We start from the raw sequence: 13,308 nt of genomic DNA on the forward strand, positions 1-13,308 counted from the left end.
ACGAAGACGTACAGCACGAGATGAGGGGCGGATCGGTGGCGGACATCGAGGAAGCACGTAAGCAGTTCGAGCGGATCGATACGGACGGTGACGGATTCATCACCGCTGCCGAGTTCAAGACCGCCCTGGCCCGGTCGGGTGACTGGAACGTCACCGAGTCGGTCGCCGAGGTCGTCATCAAGACCCGCGACCTCGACGGCGACAAGCGCCTGAGCTTCGACGAGTTCTGGGCCTACCTGAACAAGTAGGCGCCGGTTCGCCGGAGCGCCGGTTCACCGGGCGAAGGGGCCCGGTCCGTCATGGCGGACCGGGCCCCTCGCCGTGCCCGCGACAGCCCGGAATAGCGGGCCCGACCCGCGGGTTGACCCTTCTCGCGAAGGCTTCACGAGGCGCTGTTCATCTCCGGAAGGGCAAGGCGAGGACATGAAGATCGGCATCATCGGGGCGGGCAACATCGGCGGCAACCTGACCCGGCGGCTCACCGCCCTCGGTCACGACGTCTCCGTCGCCAACTCCCGGGGCCCCGAGACGCTCACGGCCCTGGCGGAGGAGACCGGCGCGACGCCCGTTCCCGTCGGGGAGGCGGCGCGGGGCGCCGAGATCGTCGTGGTCACCATCCCGCTGAAGGCCGTCCCGGACCTTCCCTCCGGTCTGTTCGACGGCGCGGCGGACGGCCTCGTGGTCATCGACACCGGCAATTACTACCCCCGCCAGCGCGACGGCAGGATCGCCGCGATCGAGGACGACGGCCTGACCGAGAGCCGCTGGACGGAGCGCCAGCTCGGTCACCCGGTGGTCAAGGCCTTCAACGGCACCTTCGCCCAGGACATCCTGGACCGCCCGCTCCCGGCCGGCGACCCCGACCGCATGGCCCTGCCGGTGGCCGGCGACGACGAGGCGGCCAAGCGCAAGGTCCGGGACCTGATCGACGCGCTCGGCTTCGACACCGTCGACGCGGGCGGTCTCGACGACTCCTGGCGCCAGCAGCCCGGCACCCCGGTCTACGGCCTGCGCGGCGGCGTGGAAGCGGTCATCAAGGCCCTGGCCGAGGCGTCCCCGGAGCGCACGCCGGACTTCCGCGGCTAGGCCGTGTCGGTAAAGTGCCTCCGTCCGTCCGTCCGGGGAGGGGCAGGAGGGACTTAACGGACACGCCCTAGGTCAGGCGCCCTCGGCCCACTCGCGCAGGGCGGCCCTGCTGCCGAAGTCGGCGACGTTCTTGTCCAGCGGATCGTCGGTGTACTGGTGGAAACGCCAGGGGGCCTTGATCCGGGGCTTGCCCGCGCTCACGTAGTCGGCTATCCACAGCGCGTCGCCCGCATAGGAGGTCGTGTCGACGTTCAGCCAGAAATGCCGGTTGCAGTAGAGCACCACCCGGTTGTCCGGCCGCAGCTCCTTGAGCTTCCGCAGGAACCGGTCCTTCTCGGTGTTGCTCGCGTGCGTGCCCTCGCCGGTCGTCTCCCAGTCGACGGCGAGGACGTCGCCCGCCCGGTCCGGGGCCTTGCTCAGGAAGTACTCGGCCTGGGCGCCGAGGTTGCCGGGCCACAGGAAGTGGTAGAAGCCGACGACCAGCCCGGCGTCGCGCGCCCGCCTGGCCTGGGCGGCGAGTTTTGGATTGACGTAGGAGCGCCCCTCCGTCGCCTTGACGAAGACGAAGGACAGGCCCTCGGTGCCGTAGGCCGAGGACTGGTACGCGCTCACATCGATGCCGCGCAGCATGGCAGCTCCCTGACGTGCTGGTGGGGGAGGGGAGTTGATGCCCACCACCATGGCACGGGCTGCTGCGGCTTGACGGGGAAACGTCAACTCCTGGCCGGCACCTCCGCCGGCCAGGAGCGGCTCAGCACTCGATGATGTTCACCGCCAGCCCGCCGCGGGCCGTCTCCTTGTACTTGACGGACATGTCGGCGCCGGTGTCCTTCATCGTCTTGATGACCTTGTCCAGGGACACCTTGTGGGAGCCGTCGCCGCGCATCGCCATGCGGGCGGCCGTGACGGCCTTGACCGCGGCCATGCCGTTGCGCTCGATGCAGGGGATCTGGACCAGCCCGCCGACCGGGTCGCAGGTGAGGCCGAGGTTGTGCTCCATGCCGATCTCGGCGGCGTTCTCCACCTGCTCGGGCGAGCCGCCGAGGACCTCGGCGAGGGCACCCGCGGCCATGGAGCAGGCGGAGCCGACCTCGCCCTGGCAGCCGACCTCGGCGCCGGAGATCGAGGCGTTCTCCTTGAAGAGCATGCCGATCGCGCCCGCGGCGAGCAGGAAGCGGACCACGCCCTCCTCGTCGGCGCCCGGCACGAAGTTCATGTAGTAGTGCAGGACCGCCGGGATGATGCCGGCGGCGCCGTTCGTCGGGGCGGTGACGACCCGGCCGCCCGCCGCGTTCTCCTCGTTCACCGCCATGGCGTACAGGGTGATCCACTCCATCGACAGGGCCAGCGGATCGCCCTCGGAGCGCAGCTTGCGCGCGGTGTTCGCGGCCCGGCGGCGCACCTTGAGACCGCCCGGCAGGATGCCCTCCTGGGACAGGCCGCGCGCCACGCAGTCCCGCATCACCTGCCAGATCTCCAGCAGGCCCTCGCGGATCTCCTCCTCGGAGCGCCAGGCCCGCTCGTTCTCCAGCATCAGCGCCGAGATGGACAGGCCAGTCTCTTCGGTGAGGCGCAGCAGCTCGTCGCCCGTGCGGAAGGGGTACTTGAGCACGGTGTCGTCGAGCTTGATCCGGTCCGCCCCGACCGCGTCCTCGTCGACGACGAACCCGCCGCCGACCGAGTAGTACGTCTTGGTCAGCAGCTCCGCGCCGGAGGCGTCGTATGCCCACAGCGTCATGCCGTTGGCGTGGTACGGCAGGGTCTTGCGGCGGTGCAGGACCATGTCGTCGTCGAAGGAGAACGCGACCTCGTGCTCGCCCAGCAGGTTCAGCCTGCCGCCGGCCTTGATCGCCTCCACCCGCTCGTCGGCACTCCCCACGTCCACGGTGCGCGGGGAGTCGCCCTCCAGGCCGAGCAGCACGGCCTTGGGCGTTCCGTGGCCGTGCCCGGTCGCGCCGAGCGAACCGTACAGTTCCGCGCGGACCTTGGCCGTAGGTGCCAGCAGCTCCTCGTTGCGCAGCCGCCGGGCGAACATCCGGGCCGCCCGCATCGGGCCGACGGTGTGGGAGCTGGACGGGCCGATGCCGATCGAGAACAGGTCGAAGACCGAGATGGCCACGGGGGGAACTCCTGACTACGGGGGTGGTGCCAAAGGGGTGGGTGCCGCGCCCGCTTGTGGCCGGCGCGGCCCCCGAAAGGTTTCTTCGCGGCCGTTGTGCGCCGCTTGTGGTGCTGTGCCGGTTACTTGTTCAGAGCCGGGTACAGCGGGTGCCGGTCGGCCAGGGCCTTCACCCGGGCCTTGAGGGCATCCGCGTCGTACGACGGCTTCAGCGCCTCGGCGATGACGTCCGCGACCTCGGCGAAGTCCTCGGCCCCGAAGCCGCGGGTGGCCAGGGCCGGGGTGCCGATCCGCAGACCGGACGTCACCATCGGCGGACGCGGGTCGTTCGGGATCGCGTTCCGGTTGACGGTGATGCCCACCTCGTGGAGGCGGTCCTCGGCCTGCTGGCCGTCCAGCTCCGAGTGGCGCAGGTCGACCAGGACGAGGTGCACGTCCGTGCCGCCGGACAGGACGTCCACGCCCACGGCCCGGACGTCGTCCTTCACCAGACGTTCGGCCAGGATGCGGGCACCCTCCAGCGTACGGCGCTGGCGCTCCTTGAAGTCGTCCGAGGCGGCGACCTTGAAGGCGACGGCCTTGGCGGCGATCACATGCTCCAGCGGACCACCCTGCTGACCGGGGAAGACGGCGGAGTTGATCTTCTTGGCCAGTTCGGCCGTGGAGAGGATCACACCGCCGCGCGGGCCGCCGAGGGTCTTGTGGGTCGTGGTGGTGACCACGTGCGCGTGCGGCACCGGGTTGGGGTGCAGCCCGGCCGCGACCAGCCCGGCGAAGTGGGCCATGTCGACCATCAGGTACGCGCCGACCTCGTCCGCGATCCGGCGGAACTCGGCGAAGTCCAGCTGCCGCGGGTACGCCGACCAGCCGGCCACGATCAGCTTCGGCCTGGACTCCTTGGCGAGGCGCTCCACCTCGGCCATGTCGACCCGGCCGTCCTCGCCCACGTGGTAGGCGACCACGTCGTAGAGCTTGCCGGAGAAGTTGATCTTCATGCCGTGGGTCAGGTGACCACCGTGGGCGAGGTTCAGGCCCATGATGGTGTCGCCCGGCTTGAGCAGCGCGAACATCGCGGCCGCGTTGGCCTGGGCGCCCGAGTGCGGCTGCACGTTGGCGTGCTCGGCGCCGAACAGCTCCTTGACCCGGTCGATCGCGATCTGCTCGACCACGTCGACGTGCTCGCAGCCGCCGTAGTAGCGGCGGCCCGGGTAACCCTCGGCGTACTTGTTGGTGAGGACCGAGCCCTGCGCCTCCATGACCGCGACCGGGGCGAAGTTCTCCGAGGCGATCATCTCCAGCGTGGACTGCTGGCGGTGCAGCTCGGCGTCGACCGCGGCGGCCACGGCCGGGTCGAGCTCGTGCAGGGGTGTGTTCAGGACGGACATACGGCTACGACTCCTCAGCCCGCGGAGAACGCGGTGTACTCGTCGGCGGAGAGCAGGTCGCCCGGCTCGTCCGTGACCCGCACCTTGAACAGCCAGCCGCCCTCGAAGGGGGCCGAGTTCACCAGCGACGGGTCGTTGACGACGTCCTCGTTGACCTCGGTGACCTCACCGGAGACCGGCGAGTACAGGTCGGACACCGACTTGGTCGACTCCAGCTCGCCGCAGGTCTCACCGGCGGACACGGAGTCACCGACCTCGGGAAGCTGGACGAACACGACATCGCCGAGCGCGTTGGCCGCGTGCTCCGTGATGCCGACCGTCGACACGCCGTCCTCGGCGGCCGACAGCCACTCGTGCTCCTTGCTGTAGCGCAGCTCAGTGGGGTTGCTCATGGCCTGAATTCTCCTGTACGCGCGGGAGTGCTGTGGAAGGGGGGACTGCTGATGAGCCGGTGCGACGGTGGCCGGGCCGCGGGTGGCGGCCCCCTGGCCAGTGTCTACTTCTGCCGCTTGTAGAACGGCAGCGCCACGACCTCGTACGGCTCGTGACTGCCCCGGATGTCCACGCCCACGCCGGCCGTGCCGGGCGCGGCGTGCGCGGCGTCGACGTACGCCATCGCGATCGGCTTGCCGAGGGTGGGGGAGGGGGCGCCGGAGGTGACCTCGCCGATCACCTCGCCGCCGGCGACGACCGCGTACCCGGCGCGCGGGACGCGGCGGCCCTCGGCGACCAGGCCGACCAGCACGCGCGGCGGCCGGGACTCGGCCCGGGCGGCGGCCTCGCGCAGGGCCTCGCGCCCGACGAAGTCGCCCTCCTTCTCGAACTTCACCACGCGGCCGAGACCGGCGTCGAAGGGCGTCAGGGAGGTGGTCAGCTCATGCCCGTACAGCGGCATGCCGGCCTCCAGGCGCAGCGTGTCGCGGCAGGACAGCCCGCACGGGACCAGCCCGGCGCCCTCGCCGGCCTTGGTCAGGGCCTGCCACAGCTCGACGGCGTGCTCCGGCTTCACGAACAGCTCGAAGCCGTCCTCACCGGTGTAACCGGTACGGGCGATCAGGGCCGGGACACCCGCGACCGTGCCGGGCAGCCCGGCGTAGTACTTCAGCCCGTCGAGGTCGGCGTCGGTCAGGGACTTCAGGATCCCGGGCGACTCGGGTCCCTGGACGGCGATGAGCGCGTAGGCGTCCCGGTCGTCGCGCACCTCGGCGTCGAAGCCGGCGGCGCGCTCGGCCAGCGCGTCCAGGACGACCTGGGCGTTGGAGGCGTTGGCGACGACCATGTACTCGGTCTCGCCCAGGCGGTAGACGATCAGATCGTCCAGGATGCCGCCGTCTGCCCGGCAGATCATGGTGTAGCGGGCGCGGCCCGGCTTCACACCGCCGATGTTGCCCACCAGGGCGTAGTCCAGCAGGGCGGCGGCCTGCGGCCCGGTGACGGTGATCTCGCCCATGTGGGAGAGGTCGAACAGCCCGGCCCTCGTGCGCACGGCGGTGTGCTCGTCGCGCTCGGAGCCGTAGCGCAGGGGCATGTCCCAGCCGGCGAAGTCGGTCATCGTCGCGCCGAGCGAACGATGCAGGGCATCGAGCGCGGTGTGACGGAGTTCTCCTGTACTGCTCACGGTCGGTCGTCTCCCAGGGCGATGACGGGGCGAGGTCGTTCCTCCCCATCTGTCATCGGAACCTGAGAGGTTCGCCATGACCGCACGGGTCCATGGCTTGCACCTTGGGTGGAGCCGCTGTCGCAGCGGCCCGCTTTTCAGATGTGCCTCGCCCGCGCGGTAACGGGGCCTGAGAGATTCAAGGGAGGGACTTGCTCCTTCGGCGCCCCAGCGTCAGCGGTGCTGGGAACTCTCCCGCGCGGATTCAAACGGCCGGTATGCAGTTGGCGGGCACATCATTGCACGCATCCTTCCGGCGCGGCAGGGGGACCTTTCACAGGGAGTGCACGAGTCCCGCCCCCGCGGTGCCGCGACCTGTAGCAGCCCTGTTGCAGGACGCGAACGTAAATGAGAGGCCTGCGGCATTACCTTCTCTTTACACTCGGCGGGGATGGGACTCCGTACCTGGCCCCAGGGGAGGACATCACGGTGAACAGGACCACCGCGTACGCGACGACGGGCATCGCGCTGCCCGAGCAGCCGGCCGGCGCTCCGGTCCGGGCGGTCCGCGCCCCGGCTCCGGCGCCGGCACCGGTCGTCCGCGATCTGCGCGGCCGTGCCGGGCGCGGCCCGCGCGCGTTGCTGTTCGGCCCCCGCGACCTCGTCGTGGTCACGGGTCTGCCCGGCAGCGGCAAGTCCACGCTGATGCGGCGCACGGTGCCGGGCCGGCGCATCGACTCCCAGGACGCCCGCGACCGCTGGGAGCGCCGCGTGCCGCGCGCCCTGCCCTACGCGCTCTACCGCCCGCTCGTCCGGCTCGCCCACTACGCCGGGCTGCGGCGCGCCCTGCGCACGGGTGAGGGCGTCGTCGTGCACGACTGCGGCACCCAGGCCTGGGTCCGCCGCTGGCTGGCCCGCGAGGCCCGCCGCCGGGGCGGCACACTGCACCTGCTGATCCTCGACGTCACCCCCGAGCAGGCCCTGGCCGGCCAGCGCGACCGGGGGCGCGGCGTCACGCGGTACGCGTTCCTGCGCCACCGCGCGGCGAGCACCCGGCTGCTGCGCGCGGTGGAGCGCGGGGAGCTCCCCGCGGGCTGCGGCTCGGCCGTCCTCGCCGACCGCGACACGGCGAACGCCCTGCACCGAATCGGCTTCACCGGCCGCTGAGGACACAGAACCGGCTCACCGGCCGGGGCCATCGGGCCGCCGACAACGACCCCCGCCGCCCCAGCCGCGCCGGCCCGACCTGCCGACCGGATCGCGCCCGCCACCGCACGCCGAGCTCACCCGGAAGGCCGGGCCCGAACAGCGGGCCGCGTCGCATTGGCGCGGGGGGAAAGGGGAGCGGCTCGCTCCGGACCGTTGATCGGGTCCGGATCGCTGATCCGCCCCGGACGGCCGACGCGGCCCGGTCCGCCGTCTACTGCCGGGCCTCCTGGCCGAAGCTCGGGTCGGCTGTGGGTCCGACCGGAACGGGCGTCCAGGGCGAGGTCTGCCGACTGGCTCCGGCCCGCTGACCCGATCCGGCCCGGTCCGCCGTCGACCGCCGGGCCTCCCGGCCGAACCCCCGGGTCGGCTGTGGGTCCGACCGGGAACGGCGTCCGGGGCGAGGTCTGCCGACTGGCTCCGGGCCGGCGTGGGCCCCGGCCCGCTGGCCCGGACCGGCCCGCTGGCCCGGACCGGCCCGCTGGCCCGGACCGGCCCGCTGGCCCGGACCGGCCCGCTGACCCGATCCGGCCCGGTCCGCCGTCCACTGCCGGGCCTCCTGGCCGAAGCTCGGGTCGGCTGTGGGTCCGACCGGGACCGGCGTCCGGGGTGCGGTCTGCCGATTGCTCTTGGCCGGCGTCGGCCCCGGCCCGCTGATCCGGACCGGCCCGCTGACTCGTTCCCGCCCGGCCCGCCGTCCACTGCCGGGCCTCCCGGCCGAACCTCGGGTCGGCTGTGGGCCAGACCGGGACCGGCGTCCACGGCCAGGTCCGCCGACTCGCTCCGGCCCGCTGACCCGATACGGCCCGGCCCGCTGACCCGGCCCGGCCGGTTCGAGGACCGGCCCGGCCCGCGGCCGGGCCCTCGCTTCTTCGAGCCGTTAGCCTTTTGAGCCACAGCAGTGGTTCCAGGCAGGCGGTAGGCAGATGGACTTCCCGGCGGACTTCTCCGCGGACTTTCCGGCGCAGACGCAGACCCACCCGCACGGCGGTTGGCCCGGCAACGAGCTGGAGGAGGTGCTCTCGGCTTCCCTCGGCGCCGGTCCGGCGGCCGGTGGGCGGATCGTGGAGGTGCTCGGCCGGAGCTTCGTGTGGGTCCCGCTGCCCAACGGCGGCGGTCCGCACAGCGGCCCCCTCGACCTGCCCGGCATCGAGATCGAGGGTCAGGCCTTCGTGCCGGTGTTCAGCTCCGAGGAGCAGTTCCGCCAGGTCGTCGGCTCGCACATGTCGTACACCATCGCGCCCGCCGTGGAGTTCGCCCGCGGCCTGCCCCCGCACGCGGGGATGGTGATCAACCCGGGCGGTGTGGTGGGCATCCCGCTCCCGCCGGCCGCCGTGGCGGAGGTGTGCCGGGCCGGGCGGACCCCGCTGGACGGCCCCGCGAGCGGCGGCCGGGTCCGCCTCTTCGAGCCCGACTGGAAGGACGACCCGGTGGACTTCCTGGCCGCCGCGTCCGCCGAGTTCGAGGCCACCGGCGTCGTCGTCACGGCCCGACGCTGCCTAGCCGTCATCGAGACCGCCGAGCCCGTGATGTTCGTGGGTGTCGAACTCTCCCAGTGGGAGGGCGACCTGCGCGCGCTCCCACTGGAGGCCCTCACCCGGGCCGTCACCGCCGTCCCGGCCCCCTGGCAGGTCAACCTGGTGCTCCTGGACGTGACGGAGGACCCGGTGGGCGCCTGGATGAGGGAACGGGTCCGGCCCTTCTACCAGCGGTAGCCCGGCCGTCCGAGGCGCGCCGGGCCGTGTCGTCGTGCGACCGCGCCGCCCGGGCGCGCTCCACCACCCGCCACCCGCGGGCCGCACCGCCTGACGGCACCAGTCCCGGGGGCCGGTCACGGGCTTAAGCTAGGGCACCGTCGAGGTGTTGTACGAAGGGGCGGTAAAGGTGAGCGCGAGCGGCACGGCCGCGGCCGGACAGGTCGAGCACATGCTGCGCCAGGTCACGCCCGGGCGTTACGACGCCTACGAGGCACTCCTGCGCGCGCTCGCGACCCCGCACAGCGGCCAGGTCTGGATGCTCCTGTGGCACGGGCAGGCCGGCTCGCCCGACGCCCAGTACGGGAACATGGACGTCGACGGCTTCGGCTACGCCCCGTGTGTGACCTCCGCCCAGGAGCTCTCCGCCAGCGGCTGGAACCGCTCGTACGAGGTGGTCGACGGGATCGACGTCGCCCGCGCCCTCTATCCCGACCACTTCGGCCTCTGGCTCAACCCGCACGCGCCCGGCGGCGGCGTCGGCATCCCCTGGCTCGACCTGCGCAGAATCGCCACGGGTCTGGACCGCCAGCCCGCCGGCCCGCTGCGGCTGTCCGAACCCGCCATCGAGATCCCGCAGTTCTACGCCCTGCTCGCGCAGAACGCCCACCGCACCCCGGCCGTCCGCTCCCTGCGCCGCGCCTGGGTGCAGCCCGCGCTCGGAGCGCCGTACCTCGCCATCGGACTGGACGTGTACGACACGTCTCCGCCGGCGGTGGACTCCGTGCGCGCGATGATGCAGCAGTCCCTCGGCGCCGTGCCCGACGGGCTGCCCGTGTCGACCGTCGCCATGTCCGACGAGCACGACCCGGTCGCCATGTGGCTGCGGGCGAAGGCCCGCCCCTTCTACGACCGCGAGGCGCACGCCACGGCCCCCGTCCAGGCCCCGGCCTCGGGCTACGGATACCCTCCGGCCCCGGGCAGGTACTGACACCTCGCCCTCCCGCCCGCCTCCCCCTTCGAGGGGGACCCGGGCGCGTCTCCGCGCGTAGATAGAGGATGAAACGCCTAGTCTGCGTAAAGTGCCCCGATTCATCCGCGACCGTTCCTCGCTACCCGCCGTCCGGATAACGGAACCCCGCAGACAGCATCACGTTTACGCATCCATTCATCGCCAAGTCTGGCAACGAAACGCTGAAGCGTTGAAGACTCCCGGCACCAGGGGAGTTTCGCCCCTGTGTACGACGGACTGATCACGCCGCCACAGCGGAAATGCGCGGGCCGGCCACCGCCGGTTGAGAAGAGGGGTCCCTGCCTGATGACGGCACCACTGCACGAGCCGACCGCGGAAGCCGCTCCGAGTGCGGCCGAAGAGGCGGCAGTCGTCGGCGTCGATGCGAAAGCCGTACAGGGTCGTTCTCTGGGCCGCATCGCCTGGGAGCGCCTGAAGCGGGACAAGCTCGCGCTGGCGGGCGGAATCATGGTGCTCGTGCTCATCGCGATCGCCCTGCTCGCGCCGGTCATCACGAGCCTGGTGGGCCAGGACCCCGAGGCGCACCACGAAGATCTGATCGACCCGCTGTTCGGCACCCCCACAGGGGCACTGGGCGGCATCAGCGGCGAGCACCTGCTGGGCGTCGAGCCGGTGAGTGGTCGCGACATCTTCGCCCGCATCATCTACGGCGCCCAGATCTCGCTCCTCGTCGGCTTCCTGTCGGCGATCGTCGCCGTCGTGATCGGCACCGTCGTGGGCGTCCTGGCCGGCTTCTTCGGCGGCTGGGTCGACTCCGTCATCAGCCGTGTGATGGACGGCCTGCTGGCCTTCCCGCAGCTGCTGTTCATCATCGCCCTGGTCTCCGTCATGCCGAACCAGATGCTGGGTCTGACCGGCACCGGCGTGCGCCTGTTCGTGATGATCCTGGTCATCGGCTTCTTCGGCTGGCCCTACATCGGACGCGTGGTGCGCGGCCAGACCCTCTCGCTGCGCGAGCGGGAGTACGTCGAGGCGGCCCGGTCGCTCGGCGCCGGGCGGTTCTACATCCTCTTCAAGGAACTGCTGCCCAACCTGGTCGCGCCGATCATCGTGTACACGACGATGATGATCCCCACCAACATCCTCACCGAGGCGGCACTCAGCTTCCTGGGCGTGGGCGTCAAACCGCCCACGGCCTCCTGGGGGCAGATGCTTTCGAGCGCGATCGACTACTACGACTCGGACCCCATGTACATGGTGGTCCCGGGCGTGGCGATCTTCATCACCGTTCTCGCCTTCAATCTCTTCGGCGACGGCGTGCGTGACGCGCTCGACCCGAAGGGCTCCCGCTGAACTGCCGTACGAACAGCGACCCGTGGCACCTGGCACGGCGTCTCTCATCTAATCCGGAGGATCCGAGATCGTGACTACCCAACGCACCTCAGGGCGGCGCAAGCAGGCCATGGCCGCTGCGGCCGTGGTCGCCGCACTGCTGACCACGGCGGCGTGCGGCGGCGGCAAGGACAACGAGGGGTCGAAGGGCGGGGCGGCCGGCTTCGACGCCGCGAACAACAAGGTCGCCCAGGCCTCCCTCGCCAAGAAGGGCGGCACGCTGAAGTTCGCCGGTGCCCAGGACGCCGACTCGTGGGACACCACGCGCGGCTACTACGGCTTCATGTGGAACTTCTCCCGCTACTACAGCCGTCAGCTCGTGACGAGCAAGACGGAGCCGGGCAAGGCGGGCACCGAGCTGACCCCCGACCTCGCCAGCGGGCTCGCCAAGATCTCGGACGACGGCAAGACCTACACGTACACCCTGCGTGACGGCATCACCTGGGAGGACGGCAAGCCGATCACCTCCAAGGACGTCAAGTACGGCATCGAGCGGGTCTGGGCGCAGGACGTGCTGTCCGGTGGCCCGGTCTACCTGAAGGACGTGCTCGACCCCAAGGGCGAGTACAAGGGTCCCTACAAGGACAAGTCCGCGGACAAGCTGGGCCTGAAGGCCATCGAGACGCCGGACGACAAGACCATCGTCTTCAAGCTGCCCCAGGCCAACTCGGACTTCGAGGAGATGCTGGCCCTGACCTCGGCGTCCCCGGTCCGCCAGGACAAGGACACCAAGTCCAAGTACGGCCTGCACCCGTTCTCCTCCGGTCCGTACAAGTTCGAGTCGTACAACCCGGGCAAGGACCTGACGCTGGTCCGCAACACCGAGTGGAAGCAGGCCTCGGACCCGATCCGCAAGGCGTACCCGGACAAGATCACGGTCAAGTTCTTCTCCAACGCCAACGACATGGACGCGCGCCTGATCGCGGGCGACTACGACCTGGACATCAACCAGACCGGCATGTCGCCGCAGGGCCGCACCACCGCCCTGAAGCAGCACAAGGGCAACCTGGACAACCCGGTCTCCGGCTACATCCGTTACGCGGTCTTCCCGCAGACGGTGAAGCCGTTCGACAACATCGAGTGCCGCAAGGCCGTGATCTACGGCGCCGACCACGTGTCGCTGCAGACCGCGCGCGGCGGCCCGGTCGCCGGTGGTGACATCGGCACCAACATGCTGCCGCCGGCCGTCCCGGGCTCCGAGGGCCAGAAGTACGACCCGTACGAGCTCGCGGGTGCCAACAAGAAGGGCAACATCGCCAAGGCCAAGGAAGCGCTCAAGGCCTGCGGTCAGCCCAACGGCTTCAAGACCACCATCGCGGTCCGCAACAACAAGCCGGCCGAGGTGGCCACCGCCGAGTCCCTCCAGGCGTCGCTGAAGAAGGTCGGCATCACCGTCGACATCGACCAGTACGACGGCTCGCAGAGCTCCGGCATCATCGGCAGCCCCTCGAACGTGAAGAAGAAGGGCTACGGCATCATCATCATGGGCTGGGGCCCGGACTTCCCGTCCGTGCAGGGCTACGGCCTCCCGCTGTGGGACAGCAGCTACATCCTCGAGAGTGGCAACAACAACTTCGCCATGATCAAGGACAAGACGATCGACGGTCTGTTCGACAAGTACGTCACCACGCTGGACGACGCGGGTAAGACCAAGATCGCCTCGGAGATCAACCACAAGGTCATGGAGGGCGGCTACTACCTGCCCTTCGTCTTCGAGAAGTTCATCAACTGGCGTTCCAACCGACTGGCCAACGTCTACACGACGGACGCGTACAGCGGCATGTACGACTTCGTCAACCTCGGCCTGAAGTCCGCGAAGTAACCGGCACACCCGCCGTACGGCACGAAAGGCAGGT

General features: G+C 70.7%; 12 protein-coding genes and 2 riboswitches. Of the genes, 7 read left to right on the forward strand and 5 right to left on the reverse strand.

Annotated elements, in window-relative coordinates:
• Nucleotides 1–35 precede the first annotated feature (35 nt).
• Nucleotides 36–248, forward strand: coding sequence for an EF-hand domain-containing protein (locus AC0665_RS32760; protein ID WP_010041731.1), 213 nt, complete (start codon nt 36–38; stop codon nt 246–248).
• A gap of 175 nt (nt 249–423) precedes the next feature.
• Complete coding sequence (locus AC0665_RS32765) at nt 424–1,086, forward strand: NADPH-dependent F420 reductase (protein WP_478706435.1); 663 nt, start codon at nt 424–426, stop codon at nt 1,084–1,086.
• 72 nt (nt 1,087–1,158) lie between these two features.
• Here the strand turns inward: AC0665_RS32765 and AC0665_RS32770 are convergent, their stop codons facing one another.
• The 5 genes from AC0665_RS32770 to gcvT all read right to left on the reverse strand — a co-directional run bounded on the left by AC0665_RS32770 (nt 1,159) and on the right by gcvT (nt 6,208).
• Nucleotides 1,159–1,716: a GH25 family lysozyme gene (locus AC0665_RS32770; RefSeq protein ID WP_478706436.1), complete on the reverse strand. Its 558-nt coding sequence runs from the start codon at nt 1,714–1,716 to the stop codon at nt 1,159–1,161.
• A gap of 121 nt (nt 1,717–1,837) precedes the next feature.
• Complete coding sequence (locus tag AC0665_RS32775; RefSeq protein ID WP_468413154.1) at nt 1,838–3,205, reverse strand: L-serine ammonia-lyase; 1,368 nt, start codon at nt 3,203–3,205, stop codon at nt 1,838–1,840.
• Between the two features lie 122 nt (nt 3,206–3,327).
• Entirely contained in the window at nt 3,328–4,590 is a 1,263-nt protein-coding gene (gene glyA / locus AC0665_RS32780; RefSeq protein WP_468413152.1) for a serine hydroxymethyltransferase, read from the reverse strand.
• A gap of 14 nt (nt 4,591–4,604) precedes the next feature.
• Complete coding sequence (gene gcvH, locus AC0665_RS32785) at nt 4,605–4,982, reverse strand: glycine cleavage system protein GcvH (RefSeq protein ID WP_468413151.1); 378 nt, start codon at nt 4,980–4,982, stop codon at nt 4,605–4,607.
• 104 nt (nt 4,983–5,086) lie between these two features.
• Entirely contained in the window at nt 5,087–6,208 is a 1,122-nt protein-coding gene (gene gcvT, locus AC0665_RS32790; RefSeq protein WP_468413149.1) for a glycine cleavage system aminomethyltransferase GcvT, read from the reverse strand.
• Nucleotides 6,209–6,247: 39 nt separating this feature from the next.
• Nucleotides 6,248–6,355: riboswitch (glycine riboswitch) on the reverse strand.
• A riboswitch (glycine riboswitch) is annotated at nt 6,356–6,455 on the reverse strand.
• A 221-nt stretch (nt 6,456–6,676) separates the two neighbouring features.
• On the opposite strand from gcvT, the gene AC0665_RS32795 reads away from it, so the two are divergent.
• The 5 genes from AC0665_RS32795 to AC0665_RS32815 all read left to right on the forward strand — a co-directional run bounded on the left by AC0665_RS32795 (nt 6,677) and on the right by AC0665_RS32815 (nt 13,274).
• Nucleotides 6,677–7,354 (forward strand): AAA family ATPase, encoded by a 678-nt coding sequence (locus AC0665_RS32795; protein WP_478706437.1) that lies wholly within the window; start codon nt 6,677–6,679, stop codon nt 7,352–7,354.
• Between the two features lie 965 nt (nt 7,355–8,319).
• On the forward strand, nt 8,320–9,108 hold the full coding sequence (locus AC0665_RS32800) for an enhanced serine sensitivity protein SseB (RefSeq protein WP_478608933.1): 789 nt from the start codon (nt 8,320–8,322) through the stop codon (nt 9,106–9,108).
• Between the two features lie 169 nt (nt 9,109–9,277).
• Nucleotides 9,278–10,078: an enhanced serine sensitivity protein SseB C-terminal domain-containing protein gene (locus AC0665_RS32805; RefSeq protein WP_363118259.1), complete on the forward strand. Its 801-nt coding sequence runs from the start codon at nt 9,278–9,280 to the stop codon at nt 10,076–10,078.
• Between the two features lie 327 nt (nt 10,079–10,405).
• Nucleotides 10,406–11,413, forward strand: coding sequence for an ABC transporter permease (locus tag AC0665_RS32810; RefSeq protein WP_363118258.1), 1,008 nt, complete (start codon nt 10,406–10,408; stop codon nt 11,411–11,413).
• 70 nt (nt 11,414–11,483) lie between these two features.
• Nucleotides 11,484–13,274 (forward strand): ABC transporter substrate-binding protein, encoded by a 1,791-nt coding sequence (locus AC0665_RS32815; protein WP_363118257.1) that lies wholly within the window; start codon nt 11,484–11,486, stop codon nt 13,272–13,274.
• The last annotated feature ends 34 nt before the right edge of the window (nt 13,275–13,308 follow it).

This window comes from Streptomyces sp. NPDC043685 (assembly GCF_056436585.1).